Genomic DNA, 15,895 nt, shown 5'->3' on the forward strand with positions numbered 1-15,895 from the left:
TCAAGGTAAGCGCGATGGCTAGAAACCCGCGGGTGACCGTGTGAAGCGGTTCTTGACCCGTCCAGTGCCGAGCGAGTACCGATACGACGCGAGGATCTCTTTCGGCCAGAATCTCGCGGCGGAGGGCCGCAACACCCGGTTCTTGCTTTTCGTCGACGAGAAAATTCCTGGGCTTGTTGCATAACGAGAGTTCGCCAGTAGTGTCTTGGTGGAGCACCACTCGGAATAAAACTGCGAACTCTTTCGTTATCGAAATCGCGGCTTTGAATTCTGCACATCCTGCCCAAAGTAATCGGCGGCGGTCATTGAACCGCTGTTGAAATTTCGGAGGGCCAGAAGCGGCATCATCTAGCGCGGCTGCATTCGCGCGCCTGCGTCAATGCTGATAGTTGTGGCGTTAAGATAGGCATTCTCGGCGATGTGCTTGACCAAACTGGCGAACTCGTGGGGTTGCCCCATCCTGTTCGGATAAAGGATCATACGGTCAACGATCGACTGCGAAACCTTCGGCGGCATGCCGGCGACCATCCCGGTGTCGAACAAGCCCGGTGCAATGGAGACGACGCGAATGCCATGTTCAGCGAGGTCACGCGCGACAGGCAAGGTGAGGCCGACCACGCCGGCCTTGCTGGCGCTGTAGGCCGCCTGGCCCACCTGCCCTTGCGAGGCTGCGCCGGATGCGGTGTTGATGATGACGCCACGTTCGCCGCTCGGGCCCTCCGGTTGGTTGCAGGTCATAGCGAGCGCCGCAAAGCGGATGATGTTGAAGGTGCCGGTGAGATTGATGCCGATGACCTTGTTCCAGGTCGCCAGCGGAAACGGCTGCCCCTTCGATACGGTCTTGGCCGCATCGGCGACGCCCGCACAATTGACGGCGATATGAACCGCCTGGAATGCTTCGAGCACAGCCTCGATCGCGGAGCTAACGCTGGTCTCGTCGGCAACGTCGACAACACGCCCGAATGCCGCGCTCCCCAGTTCCCGGCAAAGATCGGCGAGCCGCGACTCGTCACGATCGAAGGCGGCGACACGCACGCCCGCCTTCGCCAGTGTGACGCACGATGCCCGCCCGAGCCCCGACGCCGCGCCGGTCACGATTGCAACTTTTCCATTCAACTGCATGAGAGCCCCTCTTGCTCGATCTTCTGTATCAGCGGCCAAGGATGGTGATGCAGGCTACCGCCTCTTCGATGCCCTGAAGGCCGCCGCCGTTTTCGGCGAGCGCGATGCGCGCCCCCTCGACCTGCCGCGGTCCCGCCTCGCCGCGCAGTTGCGCCACCAGTTCATGTACCTGCCCGATGCCGGTGGCGCCGACGGGATGTCCCTTGGATTCAAGTCCGCCGGACGGATTGACCGGTATAAGTCCGCCGAGCGCGGTGTCACCGCGCTCCGAAATGATGCCGCCTTCACCGAAATCGCAGAATCCGAGGTTCTCGATCTGGATGATCTCGCCCATGGCCGTCGCGTCATGCACCTCGGCGACAGCGACGTCGTCCGGGCCGATACCGGCCTTGTTGTAGGCCTTTTTCGCCGCGAGCGCGGTACAGTGCCGCTCCACTTCGGACGGATCACGATCGCTACCGGTCTGGATGACCGATGCCAGCACGCGGATGGCCCGCGACTTGTCGAGACCAAGCCGCTTCAAGCCCGCCTCGGTCGCGAGGATCGCAGCCGCCGCACCGTCCGATATCGGCGAGCACATCGGAAGCGTCAGCGGATAGGTGATCGGCGGGGCATTCAGCACTTCGTCGACCGAATAGGCATTGCGAAACTGCGCCAGCGGATTTTCCACGGAATGCCGATGGTTCTTCGCCGCCACCGCAGCAAGCTGGCGCTGCGTGGTGCCGAAGCGCTTCATGTGCTGACGTGAGAACGCGGCGTAGACATCCATGAACACGCTGTAGGGCTTGTCCGAGGTCGTGCCTTCCGGCACCTCGACTCCCTCGCCGAGCGCTAGCAGCCTGTCGCGAATTTCGCCGTCGCGGCTGACGTCCCAGGCACTATCGAATGCCTCGAACATCAGCTTGCGATCTGTCGAGAACATCTTCTCGGCGCCGAGCGCGAGCGCAACGTCCCCCTCACCCGCCTTAAGGAAAGTCACGGCAAGGTTGAACGCCGTGCTGCCGCTGGCACAGGCGTTCTCGACATTGACAACGGGAACGCCGCCGATTCCCATTTCGCGTAGCAGGATCTCGCCGCGGATCATGTGCTGGCGCTCCATATGGCCTTGCGACGCGTTGGCGAAGAAGGCCGCTTCGATGTCAGACTTCTGCAATCCCGCATCGCCGAGCGCGGCATCCACCGCGCTGCGCGACAGGGTCTTCATATCGATATCGAGCATGCGCCCAAACGGGGTCATGCCAACACCGACCACATAGATGTCGCTCATCGCGCCCTCCCTTGAGGATTGGAATCTTCTCTGGTCTCTACCTGCTAGTCCTTGAGCTCCGGCAGTGCACGCAGCACCTGCTCCGTATGCTCGCCAAGGCCGGGCACGCCGGAGCGCGGACCGGGATGCTCGCCGGAAAAAATCAACGGCTGCGCCACATGGTGGCTCCGCCCGCCGTTCCCATCCGCCACCTCGCGGAACAGCCCGCGCGCCCGGAAATGCGGATCGGCGGTCACCTCGCTCAACGAGTTCACCGGCCCCCATGGAATCCCGGCGGCATCCAGCTTCTGCGCCCAATCGGTGCGATCGCGCGTCGCCAGCACGGCAGCGACCTTGCCTCGCAAGGCATCGCCGCGCGCGACCCGCTCGCTGCGATTGAAGCCGGCCGCATCAGGCATGCCGAGCAACTCGCACAGCGGCCGCCAGAACCAGTCTTCATGAGCAATCGACAACGTGAGGAGACGGCCATCGGCACACTTGAAGACGCCATAGGCCGGCTCGGCGCCGATGTCGGCGAGCGGCGCACCGTTCATCACCGGACCGAGCATCACCGACATCCAGGACACCAGGCCGTCCGTCATCGAGACGTCGACATATTTTCCTTCTCCCGTACGTGCGCGCTCGAACAGCGCCGCCAACGTGCCGACGGCAGCGAACATGCCGGAGGACAGGTCGCCGATCGCGATGCTTCCCGGATCCTCCACCGAGCCTTGCTCGGCGTGACGAAAGAGAAACCCGGCAAGTGCCTGATAGGAGATGTCGTGGGCGGGGCGATCGCGATACGGCCCGTCCTGCCCGAAGCCGGAGATCGAGACATAGACCATCCTTGGGTTGAGCTCCGCCATCGCCTCATGGCCGAAGCCGAGACGCGCCATGGTGCCCGGACGAAATCCTTCCATCAGCACGTCGGCGGAAGCGACCAGCCTGCGCAGGTTCAGCTTGCCTTCAACGCTCTTGAGATCCAGCGCCACCGAGCGCTTGCCGCGATTGAGCGCGCCGTGAAAGGCCGGAAACTGCCGTGCAGGATCTCCCGCGCCCGGACGTTCCACCAGGATCACGTCGGCGCCAAGATCACTTAGCAACAAGGTTGCGTAAGGCCCGGGATACTGCTCAGCCAGACTGATCACCCGAATTCCAGCGAGGGGAAGACTCATCTCGATCGCTCTTTCCGGCAGCGGCTTGACTTGCATTAATCCCGACAGTCTGTAACATAACCTTACGAATAATCAACTAACTCGAAAGTCAATTCCGAGGAAAGTCCGGTGGAATCGGTTATCTCTGAAATTCGGGGTGGCGCGATGTGGATCACGCTGAACCGGCCGGATGCACTCAATGCCATCACTCCCGCGGTGATTTCGGGCATCAACGCGGCGCTCGACAAGGCTCAGCTGTCAGACGTCCGCGCAGTAGTGCTGACCGGAACGGGGCGCGCATTCTGCGCCGGCGCCGACCTCAAATTCGTACGCGGCGAAGCCGGGAACGAAACGTCGCTGAGCCGCCTTCTCGATACCGTTCTCCTTGTCATGAACCGGCTCGAGACGTTTCCCATGCCGGTGATCGCGTCGCTGAACGGATTGACGTTGGCTGGCGGCTTGGAACTGATGCTGTGCTGCGATCTCGTCGTCGCGGCGCGCTCGGCCAAGCTGGGCGACGCCCATGCAAATTTTGGGCTCTTGCCCGGCGGCGGCAGCTCGGTGCGGCTGCCGCGTAAGATCGGCCCGACCCGCGCAAAATATCTGCTCTACACCGGCGAGTTCGTGCCAGCCGAACAGCTCGTTGCCGCCGGACTGGTCAACGAGGTCGTCGATGACGACATGCTGATCCCGGCGACCGAGGCGCTGGTCGCCAAGCTCGTCAACAAGAGCCCGCTCGTGCTTCGGCGCATGAAGGTGCTGGTCGATGATGGCCTCGAGCAACCTTGTGCGATAGCACTGCGACAAGAACTGCTCGCCAGCGAAGTCCACGCCCGCAGCAACGACCTGAAGGAGGGACTTGCCGCATTCGAGGAAAAACGCAAACCACGCTTCACCGGCAAATAGGAAAAGCAAGTCGGGAATGCCAAGAGGAGACGGTAATGAGCCAGGAGACGCGCTTCACGGTCCTGCAACAGATCCAGCGTGCGGCCCACCAGCTCGCACCCGCCATTCGGGAGATGTTCGATCGCGCAGGCCTCGCTCCAGCCGATCTCAAGACCGTGGACGACCTGTCGCGGCTGCCCGTATTCAAAAAGGAGTCGCTGGTCGAGTTACAACGCCAGCGGCCGCCATTCGGGGGTTTCCTTGCAGCAAAGGATGAAGAAATCGTCCGTATCTTCGTCTCTCCCGGCCCCATCAACGAACCTCAACTGAGGCACGACCGCGACGGATGCGGCTTCGGCACGGCCTTTGCCGCCGCCGGCCTCGGCCCCGGCGATCGCGTGCTCAACACCTGGTCCTATCATCTCGTGCCTGCCGGCCTTCTGCTCGACGAGGGCCTGCGCTCGGTCGGCGCGACGGTGATTCCAGCCGGCACCGGCGGCAGCGAGTTGCAGGCGAAGCTGGTGACCGACCTTGGCGTGACCTGCATCTGCGCCTCGACCGCCTTCTTCATCACGCTAGCGGAAGCCATCGAGGCGATGGGTCATTCGCTGCCCGGTGGCTGGAAGGTCAGAACTGCGTTGCTCGGCGGCGAACTCGGCGACTGGCTCGGCAAGCGCCGTCGCCTGGAAGCCAGGTACGGCGTTCGCACCTTCGCAGTCTATGCGACGGCGGACTTCGGCGTGATCGCCTTCGAAAATGGCGCGCAGGACGGCGGCTACGAGGTTCACCAGGACCGCATCGTGCAAATCTGTGACCCGACGACGGGGGCTCCGCTTCCGCACGGCGAGCCCGGCGAGATCGTGGTTACCACGCTGACGCCGGGCTGGCCGCTGATCCGGTTCGGTACCGGCGACGTCGCCGTCGCCACGGCTATGAACGCCGATGGCACGGTGCGCAGGATCGGCATGCTGCAGGGACGCGTCGGGCAGGCGGTGAAGGCGCGCGAGATATTCATCTATCCGCGCCAGCTCGAAGACCTCGCCATTGCCATTCCGGGAATCGGCCGCGCGCAGGCCATCGTCACCCGCCCGCAACAGCGGGAAGAGATCACGGTGCGGCTTTCGCTGCTTCCGGATGCGGACCGCGACGCCGTCCTGGCGGCGGCGCCGGCCCGCTTCAACGCGCTGTCTCGTCTGAAGGCCGACCGTATCGAGGTGGTAGGAACAGACGAACTGCCGGCCGACGCTCCATTCGTCGTCGACCGGAAGGACGCCTGACCCCGCACCGGCACGCAGCGCCTCAGCCGAGCCACCGCTTGCGGCGTCGATAATGCTTGATGTCGCGGTAGCTCTTGCGCTCGCCCTTAAGGTCAAGCCCGAGGTAGAACTCCCGCACGTCCTCGTTGTTTCGCAGCTCTTCCGCGGCGCCTTCGAGGACGATGCGTCCATTCTCCATGACGTAGCCGTAGTCGGCGATATCCAACGCGACGCGCGTGTTCTGTTCGACGATCAGAAGCGTGGTCCCGCTTGCCTTGAGGTCCTTCAGCAGCTCGAACACCTCGTCGATCATCAACGGCGCTAGGCCAAGCGACGGCTCGTCAATCATGATCAGCCTGGGATTGGCCATCATCGCGCGCCCGATCACGACCATTTGCTGTTCGCCGCCGGACAGATAGCCGGTTATCCGATCCTTGAGCGCCGCAAGCCGGCGAATGCGATCGTAGACATGATCAAGGCGCTTGCGTACCTCACGCCCCGACGATTCCATGTGGCCGCCGACCAGCAGATTCTGCTCGACGGTCAGATGGCGCAACACGCGGCGGCCCTCCATCACATGGATAATGCCGCCTCGAACGACTTCGGTCGGGTCCGCCCTGTCGATTCTCTTGCCGTCGAAACCGATATTGCCGGAGGTCACCCGGCCGTCCTCGACGCGTATGATGCCGGAAATCGCTTTCAGCGTCGTCGACTTGCCGGCCCCATTGCCGCCGAGCAACGCAACGCATTTGCCATCCGGCACGGCGAGCGAAATGCCCTTCACCGCCAGAATGACGTCGCTGTAGATGACTTCAACGTTGTTCAGCTCGAGCAAAACGCAAGCCTCCCGAGGGGATCCGACCGGGCCCGCGGGACCCGGCCGGATGGCGTTACTTCACCACTTGTTAATGGACGGCACCGGCACGTTGGCAGCAGCCTCCGTGTACTTGCCGTCCTTGATGGTGACGATACTCGCGACCAGCCCCTGCGTCGGGAACGGCCCGTCGTTCGAGAACTTGGTGTTGCCGAGAATCTTGTAGGTCTCATCCGCGGAGATCGTCGTCGACATCAGCGCCTCGCGGACAGCTTCGCCCGTGACCTTGTCCGCGCCGACCTTCTTGGCCGCAGCTTCGATGGCCCGCATCGCAATCAGCGCCTGACCAAGACCTTGGACAGCCGAAACCGTCCATTTGGCCTTGAGGTCGTACTTGCTCTGAAGCATCTCGAAGAACTCGCGGCCAGGCGTCTTTGTGTCGGTGGGCGCAGCCATCGCATAAACTTCGTAATCGCCCTCCATCTGCTTGACGTCGCCGATCGCGCGGCCGGATTCCGCCAGTCCGTTGTGCGAACTCATGACAATCGGCACCTGTTTGCCGAGCGACTGCAGCGCCCGCTTGGTGGCGACCACGGCGGCCGTGTTCGTCATGACCATGATCACTTCGGCTCCCTTACGGGTCACGCGGTTGACCTGGGTGGTCAAATCGGTGGGCTGAACTTCCGTGAACACAACCTCGACGACTTCGACCTTGTCCGGATTGTCGGAGGCATATCGCTGGACACCCTTGTGCTGGTCGACATAGGCCGGCGAGGCTTCCGACGAGATGATCGCGACCTTCAGCGGCCCGCTGCCTCCGCGCTTCTGGCGGAACCACTCGAAGAACGCAGTGGCCTCATGGCTGTAGGTCGGGCGCTGGTTGAAGATCCACGGATCGGGCTTCCAGGCAAAGCCATACGCGGCAGTCGACATCACCATCGGGATCTTGTCGGACGGCAGCCGCCCCTGAAGCGCGGCGACGTCGGGTCCGCCGACCCCAAGCACGATAATCGGATTTAGCTCGGCCTTGATGCCGGGCCACAGGCTCGCCACCTGCGCCGCATCATAGCGGTGATCGTAATCCTTGGTGCCGAGCTTGACGCCGATCTTCTTGCCGACTTCGGCATTCCACCATTCGATGACCGGCCGGCGCGCACCGATCAGGTCCTTCATCACATCCGCATAAGGACCGGTAAAATCGGCAAGCGACGCCACATTGTAGGTCGTCTGGGCACCGGCCGGCGCCGAGATCGTCAGCAAACCGAGCGCAGCGGCCGCCCCAAAGATCTTGATGTGCTTCAAGATTGTCATCTTCAGTTCCTCCCATGAATGTTCTAATTCCGATCGCCCAGGCATCAATAGGGAAATGGCCAAAGGCGATAGGATCGTTTCAGGATATTCCAGCGGTGCATCAGCCCGCGCGGCTCGAAAATCAGGAACGCTGCGATGATCCCGCCGAGAAACACGTTCATCATCGCAAACACCACATCGCCACCGAGCGAGGGAAATTGCGCGACGATGCTGGGCCCAAGTGTAACGAAGCTTTCCTGAATTGCCTTGATGACGAAGACGCCGATCAACGCTCCGGTGATCGAACCGAGGCCTCCGACGATGACCATTGCGATGAACCAGATCGAATGGAACAGCGTGAATTGATCGACGGCGACGAAACGCACGTAGTAGGCCCACAGCCCCCCGCCGATCCCCGCGTAGAACGCACCGATCAGGAAGGCGGTTGCCTTGGTCCGCACGACGTTGATTCCCATCAGCCCGGAAGCGACGTCGTCGTCGCAGACTGCGACGAAGGCGCGCCCGTGCCGGCTGCGCACGATGCCATAGGCGCCGAACACCATCGCCGCGGTCACGGCCAGGCAGAGATAGTAGATCGAGGTCTCACTGACGAAACTGAAGCCGAAAATCTGTGCCGGCTCCAGCGTCAACCCGTTCGACCCGCCGAACCACGACTGCGGCAGATTGAGAATGAGGAAATGAAACAGGGTCTGTGCCGCGATGGTGGTGAGCGCCAGGTAAAAGCCCTTGATGCGAACCGCCGACAAGCCAAAGATGAACCCGAACACCGCGGCGGCGCAGCCCCCGAACGGAATACTGAGCCAGAACGGCAGATTGAATTTGATCGCCAGCGCTCCGGTGGCGTAGGCGCCGACTCCCATGAACGCAGCCTGGCCGAGATTGATCTGGCCCGCATATCCCATGTTGATCTGCAGGCCGATCACGACCACGGCCATGATCAGCATATTGGTCGAGATGGCGACGAGCCGCGGTCCCAGAACATGGGGCAGGATGACCAGCGCGACGAAAAGCAGAACGAGCGCGACACATTGTCCGCGGGTGCGGATCAACGCCTGATCGCGTTCGAAGCTGGTGGCGAATACGCCTGCCGGATCCATCGGTCACACCCTTTCGATGGTCTTCCAGCCGAACATTCCGGTCGGCCGAATAAAGAGGATGAGCAGCATGATGATAAACGGAAACACGGTGCCGATCGCGCCGCCCACGATCGGATCGAGGTAGGCGGTCACGAGCCCCTGAATGATACCGACGATAAGGCCGGCCAGCAGAACCCCGGCGATCGCCTCGAAACCCGCCAGCAGCGCCACCGGCAACGCCGCAAGGCCGATGTCGGAGGCGAGGAAGTTCAGCGACTTTCCGCTGAGGAAGATGATGGCGCCAAGCGTCGACAGCACGGCACCGAGAATCCAGGCGAACGCAATGGAGCGCTTCACTGAAATTCCCATCGACAGCGCCACCTGATGATCTTCGGCAACCGCTGTCATGCGCAGCCCGGCCCGCGTGCGGTTGAAGAACCACGACAGGCCGAAACCGACGATGACCGTGATTGCGCCGCCGATGAGAAGCGAGCGAGGGATGAGGATCTCCCCGATGATCACCGGCTGAAGCGGAAAGATGATCGGGAACGAGCGCACCTGCGGGCCGAACAGCACGAGGATCAGGCCGCGGATCAGGATCAAAAGTCCGATCGTGACCATGACCATGGCGAACACCGACTCACCGGCGAGGCGGGAAAAGAACACCCGCTCGATGAGGAGTCCGAACAGCGCCGCCGCAACGAACGCGAGCGGAATGCCGATCGAGAGCGGCAGGCCCAGCGAGGCGACCATCCACCAGACGATGAAGCCGCCGAACACGACGAGTTCGCCTTGGGCGAAATTGAAGACCTTCGACGCCCGATAGATGACCACGAAGCCCATGGCGATGAGGGCATAGAGCAGCCCGACCAGCGCACCGTTGATGAAGTAGTTGACGAAATCGATCATGCGATGGCCCGCAACGGTTCAGCGGCGTTTGCCGACTTGCCTGCCTTGACGACGTCGTGGATGGCGACGTGAGCAGACAGCGCGCCCTTTCGCCCGTCCTGATATGTCACCGCGATGTCGAGCTTCTGATGATCCCGACTGCCGTACATCGCCTCGATCAGCACGGCATAGCGTTCGGCGAGGAATTCGCGTCGCAGCTTGCGTGTGCGGGTCAATTCGCCTTCATCCGGATCGAGCTCCTTGGGGAAGTTGGCAAAGCGACGGACCCTCGCGTGCTCGGGCAGGAACGTGTTGACGCGCGCAATCTCGCCGCGCATCAATTCGGCCACCTCTGGCTTCTGCGAAAGGTCGGTGAAGGTGGAGAAGCTGATGTTTCGATCCTCCGCCCAACGCGACACCACGCTCATGTCGATATTGATCAGCGCGCCGATATAGTCGCGCGTATCGTCGCCAAGCGTCATGATGTCCTTGATGAACGGGCTGAAACGCAGCCGGGTCTCGATAAACTGAGGCGGAAACCGTTCGCCGGAGCGAAGCTGTCGAAGATCGTCGAGGCGCTCGAGGAATACGAGCTCGCCGCTGTCGGTGACCGACACGGCATCGCCCGTGCGATACCATCCGTCCTCAACGCGCTGGGCGACGCTGTCGGGCTTCTTGTGATAGCCTTGAAAGACACTGCCGCCACGAACGAGCAATTCACCCTGCTCCGACACCTTCCATTCCAGCGCCGCACCGGATTCGGGGTGCGAGCTCAGCCAGTGCCCGACCGTCTCGAGATTGTACCGATTCCCCTGATGCAGGGTCAGGAGTCCGATCTCGGTGGCGCCATAGATATTGCGTAACGGCACGCCGATGGCATGGAACAGGCGAAACACATCCGGCGCCATCGTGGAGCCGCCGCACAATGCGAGCTTGATGCGCGTGAGGCCGAGCTTGTCCCGCAGCGGCTTCAATACCAGCATCTCCGCAAGCGGCAGCGCAAGCCGCGCGCCGAGCGGGACGGGCCTGCCTTCAAGACGCGCGACATGGACCTTGTGGCCGATATCGACACCCCAGGCATAGATCGCCCTGCGCGTCCGGCCGGCATCGAGCATCCGGCCCTGGATGGTGGCGGCGAGGCTCTCCCACTGGCGGGGAGCGAATACCATCACCTCGACTGCGAGTTCGCGGATATTGTTGAGAACCTCCTCAGGCGATTCCGGGAAATTCACCACCAGCGGCAGCAGGAGGCCGATAGTGACGCCGAAGAACTGCTCCGTCGCCCAGGCCGGGGCGATATAGGTGAGATACTCCATGCCGGGCTTGATGCCGGTCGCCGCGATGACGCGATGCGCGTTGTCGACGAGATAGCGGTGGGTCAGCACCACGCCCTTCGGCCGCCCGGTGGTGCCGGAGGTATAAGACAGCACGGCCACGTCGTCGGGTCGGCCTGTCTCGACCAGGCGCCGGAACAGATCGGTATCCTCGGCGTGGCGCGCGCGTCCGACCTCAACCACCTTCTCGAACGGCGTCAGGCGCTCGTGACGATAGGACCACATCCCGGTATCGTCCCAGTAGATCATCTGGCGAAGGTGCCGAACGCGATCGAGAATCGCGAACCCCTTGTCCACCTGCTCCTGATCCTGCGCTACCAGACAGACCGCATCGCTATCGTTGAGGAGGTATTCGATTTCGTCCGCAGTGATGTCAGGATAGAGCGAGACGATCTTGCATCCGATCGAGAACGCCGCAAACTCGCTCCAGAAGTTCTCCGGCTCGTTCTCGCCGATAATGGCCACGGTCTCGCCGCGGCGAATACCCATCGCGTCAAGGCCAAGGGCGAAGGAACGCACCTTCTCGAGAACATCACCATAGGTGTATTCGCGCCAGATGCCGCGATACTTGTGCCGCTCAACGAGCCGGTCCGGCGCCGCGCTGGCGCGCTCGAGCAACAGTTGCGGAATGGTACGCATCGGCAGCATCAGCGATTTCCTTCGCCCAGATATGCCTTGAGCACCGCAGGATTCTTCTGAACCTCCAGCGGAGTCCCCTCTGCAATCTTGCGGCCAAAGTCGAGCACCACGATCCGGTCCGCTAGATCCATGACGACACCCATGTCGTGCTCGACGAGCACCACCGGGATCTGTCGCGCCTCGCGAACGTCGAGAATGAATCGCGCGAGGTCCTCCTTCTCCTCGGTATTCATCCCGGCCATCGGCTCATCCATCAGCAGGATGCTCGGCTCCTGAGCCAGTGCCCGACCGAGATCGACGCGTTTGCGCAAGCCGTAGCCGAGGCTGCCGACCGGCTGATGGCGGATGGATTCGATTTCGAGCAGCTCGATGATTTCCTCGACGACCTCGCGGTGCCGGATCTCCTCGCGTCTGCAAGGCCCGAAGTAAAAGAATGCCGACGGAATCGAGCTCTTCATGTGAATGTGACGGCCGACCATGATGTTTTCGATCACGGTCATGTTCGAAAAGATATGCGTCCCCTGGAAGGTCCGGGCCAGGCCGGCCTTCACGATATGGTGGACGCCCATGCCGGACAGCAGCGAGCCATTGAATCGTACCTCGCCCTGCTGCGGCCGATAGAAGCCGCTGAGGCAATTCATCAGGGAGGTCTTGCCGGCACCGTTCGGCCCGATCACCGCGAGCAACTCGTCCACCCCGACCGCGATGGACACATTGTCAAGCGCGACAACGCCACCGAAAGCCATCCGGATACCGTCGGCGACGAGAACCGCGGCATTCTGCGCCGCACGGCTCTGCGATGCTGAATAGAGAGGCGAAACAGCGCTCAACACGCTCCCCCTTCACCAACGCAGTCCTGCGACATTCATCCTCCCCACGGTATGCGGCATTTCGACCGAACAGCGCCCCACCCTCAAATCGACCCATCCTCTGCGGATTTTTATGACCGATGAGCATTATTTTTAACTCGACGGTCAATTTCGGTCAAGCCCATTCGGGCGCCTGCAACACACCACGACGAAACAGGCAGATCGAACACTCCGGCGCGAACGCATCAAGAGGCACGGATTCCGGTTGCAGCAGGCAGCAGGCACTTCCCGCTTTGGAGGAAGCTCGTGATTGGGCGCATTCAGGCGCGCCTTTCGACGAAGCGGCCTCGACTTTTCGACCTGCAATGGCACCAAACCGAAAAGGCAAAGCCTCGAATATGAATTGACCATAACGTCAAATATCCTAATATGTGGTCGAATACGGAAGATCTGCAGCTCTCCGTGAGCAACGTCTGTCACCGGTTTCGCGCGCTCGCGAAACCGCGTCGCTCCAGCAACGCTGCCAATTTCCGGTAAGGACAGGCAGGAGGAGAATCCGGGATGGCAGGAGCCGAGAGCAAATCTTTTTCGTTCCTAACCGACCAGCAAACGATGGTTCGGGACGTCGCGCGCAAGGTTGCGACCGACGCGATCGCCCCCACGGCAGCGGAACGCGATCGCACCGCGACGTGGCCGCACGCCGAATTGAAGGCTCTCGCGAATCTTGGCTTCATGGGCATGCTGCCGCCGGAACAATATGGCGGCTCGAACGCGGGGTTCGTCGCCTATTGTCTGGCGCTGGAGCAGATCGCTGCGGCCGACGCGGGTGTCGGCACCATTTTCCACGTCCACAACGTCACCGCCTTCACCATCGCCTTGCGCGGCAACGAGGAACAGAAGCAGAAGTATCTGCCGCCGATGCTGCGCGGCGAAAAGATCGGCGCGTTTCTTCTCACTGAGCCGCAGGCCGGATCGGATACCGCCGCATTTCGTGCCACCGCGCGCCGCGAAGGCGATCACTTCATTCTCAACGGCACCAAGCAGTTCATTTCCAACGGGAGCGAGGCTGGTACAACGATCGTGCTCGCTCGCACCGATCCGCAGGCCGGTAAAAGTGGATTTACGACGTTCATCGTCGACCCGACCTCACCCGGCTACAATGTTGCGCGCGTCGAGGACAAGCTCGGCCAGCGGACGGCCCATGTCGCTCAGATTCAGCTCGACAATCTTCGTGTTCCGGCGGAGAACGTGCTCGGCGAAGTCGGCGCTGGCTACCGGATCGTCATGGGTGGCCTGTCTGACGGTCGGATTGCAATCGCCGCGCAGGCCGTCGGCGTTGCCCAGGCAGCGCTCGACGCTGCGATCCGCTACGCCAACGAGCGCGAGGCCTATGGCAAGCCGATCGTTGAACTGCAGGCGGTGAGCTTCCATCTCGCGGAGATGGCCGCTCAGGTCGACGTCGCGCGGCAATATTATATCCACGCCGCGCGGCTCCTCGAGGCCGGAGCGTCCTGCGCCAAGGAAGCGGCCATTGCCAAGCTCGTCGCTTCGGAGATGGGGGAGAAGGTCTGCTCGGACGCCCTGCAGATCCACGGCGGCTACGGCTACCTGAAGGATTTTCCGGTCGAGCGCTACTATCGTGACGTTCGAGTCTGCAAGATCTATGAGGGAACCAGCGATATCCAGAAGCAAATCATCGCGCGCAGCCTTTCGGCCTGAGGTTCCAGAAATTGACTTCGAGGCAATAATTTTGACTATGGGGCCTCAAGCATAGGGAATCGTTCCCTATATGCTCCGGATATTCGGCATGCTCTCATGAAGAAGGCATCGACAGCAAGGCGCGGCCGCCATGCCTCCGCCTGGAAAAGCGTAGTCCTCAACCGGGAACAGCAGTTCTCGCTGAAGCGGGGCGCGCTGCTTCGCGAGGCGGGCCGCGCATTCAGCCTTCGCGGCTATCACAACACCTCGCTCGAGGATGTGGCGAAGACCTTGGACGTCACCAAGGCCGCGCTTTACTACTACGTCACGAACAAGCAGGAAATTCTCTTCGAATGCCACATGATGTCGCTCGACTTCGGCGACGAGGCGATGAAGTACAGCGAAGAGCATGGCAAGACCGGGCTTGAAAAAATTCTCCTGCTTATCGACAAGTACGTCAAAACCATCACCAGCGAGATGGGCTCTTTCGCGGTGCTCGGCGAGTACGACGCGCTGGAGTCGCAGAACAAGGCGATCATCGGCAAGCGTCGCGACAAGTTTGACCGCGGCTTCCGGAAATTGATCTCTGAAGGTATTGCCGACGGGACGGTGCGTGCCGTCGATCCCAAGCTGACGGTGTTCTTCTTCATGGGGTCGATCAACTGGATGACGCGATGGTTCACGACTGAAGGACCGCTCACCGGCGAGCAGGTCGCCCGGCAACTTGTCGATCTCGTAGAGGGAGCTCTGCGGAGCCGCTGATCGCGCCTCGCCGCCCCAGCGGAGCCGAAACGCTGCTCGCAAAAGACGCCTGGAACCCACGAAAACGATCCGCCGGACGGAGGCGCAAGAGCAATGTTACTTTCGTCCCTTCCAGAGCGGCTTGCGCTTTTGTACGAAGGCAGCAATGCCCTCGCGCGCATCAGCGTGGGCCATGTTCCTCACCACGAGTTCGCCGGAATATTCGTAGGCATCGGAGATGGGCATTTGCAGCTGGCGATAGAACGCCTGTTTGCCGAGCGCCAACGTGTAGGTCGATTTCGAGGCGATCTCCGCTGCCAGCGACTCGACCGTTTGCTCGAGTTGCTCGGGCGTGACCACATCGTTGATCAGCCCGATGCGTAGCGCAAACGCCGCGTCGTAGAGGCGCCCCGTGGTGAGCATCTGCATCGCGTGTTTCGGCATCACGGCGCGCGACAACGCCACCATGGGCGTGAGGCACCACAAGCCAATGTTCACGCCCGGTGTCGCAAACCGCGCCTCGCTGGAGGCGATCGCGAGATCGGCACTGGCGACCAACTGGCAACCGGCGGCCGAGGCCACGCCTGCGACGCTGGCAATGATGACCTGCGGTTGATCCCGCATCGTCTGCATCAGAGCCGAACAGCGCGTCGACACCGTCTTGAAGAATTCGGGATCCGTCTCCCCGTCAAATTCGGTAAGATCATGCCCCGCGCAGAAGATCTTCTTGCCGATCCCAGTCAGGACGATCACCGCGATCGACGGCTGCCCCCGGAGGTCCATCAGATGGCGGGTCAATTCATCGATTGTCGACAAGGAAAGGCTGTTGCCGCTACGCGGACGGTTCAAGGAAATGTACGATACCGCACCCCGATCATCGCGGATAACAAGTTCTTTTTCTTCGCTCATGACACGTTCCCAG

The 15,895-nt window shown here is 61.8% G+C and carries 14 protein-coding genes and 1 pseudogene; 5 read left to right on the plus strand and 10 right to left on the minus strand.

The genetic code is table 11. The features are described from left to right. Positions 1 to 241 precede the first annotated feature (241 nt). A pseudogene (locus ASG57_RS40180) lies at positions 242 to 292 on the plus strand ((2Fe-2S)-binding protein); the annotation flags it as partial. Between the two features lie 56 nt (positions 293 to 348). Here the strand turns inward: ASG57_RS40180 and ASG57_RS35715 are convergent. The 3 genes from ASG57_RS35715 to ASG57_RS35725 are packed head-to-tail and all read right to left on the minus strand — an operon-like array spanning position 349 to position 3,579. Beyond that, positions 349 to 1,122 (minus strand): SDR family NAD(P)-dependent oxidoreductase, encoded by a 774-nt coding sequence (locus ASG57_RS35715; RefSeq protein WP_057199220.1) that lies wholly within the window; start codon positions 1,120 to 1,122, stop codon positions 349 to 351. Between the two features lie 28 nt (positions 1,123 to 1,150). Next, a complete protein-coding gene (locus tag ASG57_RS35720) occupies positions 1,151 to 2,389 on the minus strand; it encodes a thiolase family protein (protein WP_057199221.1) in 1,239 nt (412 codons plus the stop codon). Between the two features lie 44 nt (positions 2,390 to 2,433). After that, complete coding sequence (locus ASG57_RS35725) at positions 2,434 to 3,579, minus strand: CaiB/BaiF CoA transferase family protein (RefSeq protein ID WP_063997039.1); 1,146 nt, start codon at positions 3,577 to 3,579, stop codon at positions 2,434 to 2,436. A gap of 72 nt (positions 3,580 to 3,651) precedes the next feature. Between ASG57_RS35725 and ASG57_RS35730 the strand changes: the two genes are divergently transcribed. Then, the gene (locus tag ASG57_RS35730) at positions 3,652 to 4,428 is read left to right on the plus strand and encodes an enoyl-CoA hydratase/isomerase family protein (protein ID WP_230646578.1); all 777 of its coding nucleotides are present in this window, start codon (positions 3,652 to 3,654) and stop codon (positions 4,426 to 4,428) included. A gap of 35 nt (positions 4,429 to 4,463) precedes the next feature. Next, entirely contained in the window at positions 4,464 to 5,684 is a 1,221-nt protein-coding gene (locus tag ASG57_RS35735; protein ID WP_024343243.1) for a phenylacetate--CoA ligase family protein, read from the plus strand. A 22-nt stretch (positions 5,685 to 5,706) separates the two neighbouring features. Here the strand turns inward: ASG57_RS35735 and ASG57_RS35740 are convergent, their stop codons facing one another. The 6 genes from ASG57_RS35740 to ASG57_RS35765 are packed head-to-tail and all read right to left on the minus strand — an operon-like array spanning position 5,707 to position 12,558. Then, on the minus strand, positions 5,707 to 6,498 hold the full coding sequence (locus tag ASG57_RS35740; protein ID WP_057199223.1) for an ABC transporter ATP-binding protein: 792 nt from the start codon (positions 6,496 to 6,498) through the stop codon (positions 5,707 to 5,709). A gap of 60 nt (positions 6,499 to 6,558) precedes the next feature. Next, positions 6,559 to 7,788 carry an ABC transporter substrate-binding protein gene (locus tag ASG57_RS35745; protein WP_057199224.1) on the minus strand — a complete coding sequence of 410 codons (1,230 nt, stop codon included), beginning with the start codon at positions 7,786 to 7,788 and terminating at the stop codon, positions 6,559 to 6,561. 44 nt (positions 7,789 to 7,832) lie between these two features. After that, positions 7,833 to 8,885, minus strand: a complete 1,053-nt coding sequence (locus tag ASG57_RS35750) for a branched-chain amino acid ABC transporter permease (protein ID WP_057199225.1) — start codon at positions 8,883 to 8,885, stop codon at positions 7,833 to 7,835. Positions 8,886 to 8,888: 3 nt separating this feature from the next. Continuing rightward, on the minus strand, positions 8,889 to 9,773 hold the full coding sequence (locus tag ASG57_RS35755; protein WP_057199226.1) for a branched-chain amino acid ABC transporter permease: 885 nt from the start codon (positions 9,771 to 9,773) through the stop codon (positions 8,889 to 8,891). Continuing rightward, the gene (locus tag ASG57_RS35760; RefSeq protein ID WP_057199227.1) at positions 9,770 to 11,734 is read right to left on the minus strand and encodes an AMP-dependent synthetase/ligase; all 1,965 of its coding nucleotides are present in this window, start codon (positions 11,732 to 11,734) and stop codon (positions 9,770 to 9,772) included. The genes ASG57_RS35755 and ASG57_RS35760 overlap by 4 nt, the downstream gene beginning before the upstream one ends. Then, positions 11,734 to 12,558 (minus strand): ABC transporter ATP-binding protein, encoded by an 825-nt coding sequence (locus ASG57_RS35765; RefSeq protein WP_349510078.1) that lies wholly within the window; start codon positions 12,556 to 12,558, stop codon positions 11,734 to 11,736. Before ASG57_RS35765 ends, ASG57_RS35760 begins: the two co-directional genes overlap by 1 nt. Before the next feature lie 537 nt (positions 12,559 to 13,095). Here ASG57_RS35765 and ASG57_RS35770 point away from each other — a divergent pair. Both ASG57_RS35770 and ASG57_RS35775 read left to right on the plus strand, forming a co-directional pair. Further along, entirely contained in the window at positions 13,096 to 14,253 is a 1,158-nt protein-coding gene (locus tag ASG57_RS35770) for an acyl-CoA dehydrogenase family protein (protein WP_057199228.1), read from the plus strand. Positions 14,254 to 14,349: 96 nt separating this feature from the next. Further along, a complete protein-coding gene (locus ASG57_RS35775; RefSeq protein WP_057199229.1) occupies positions 14,350 to 14,994 on the plus strand; it encodes a TetR/AcrR family transcriptional regulator in 645 nt (214 codons plus the stop codon). 96 nt (positions 14,995 to 15,090) lie between these two features. On the opposite strand, the gene ASG57_RS35780 is transcribed toward ASG57_RS35775, so the two are convergent. Further along, positions 15,091 to 15,882: an enoyl-CoA hydratase gene (locus tag ASG57_RS35780; protein ID WP_024343234.1), complete on the minus strand. Its 792-nt coding sequence runs from the start codon at positions 15,880 to 15,882 to the stop codon at positions 15,091 to 15,093. Positions 15,883 to 15,895 lie beyond the last annotated feature (13 nt).

Source organism: Bradyrhizobium sp. Leaf396, from assembly GCF_001424605.1.
GTDB classification, from domain to species: domain Bacteria; phylum Pseudomonadota; class Alphaproteobacteria; order Rhizobiales; family Xanthobacteraceae; genus Bradyrhizobium; species Bradyrhizobium japonicum_C.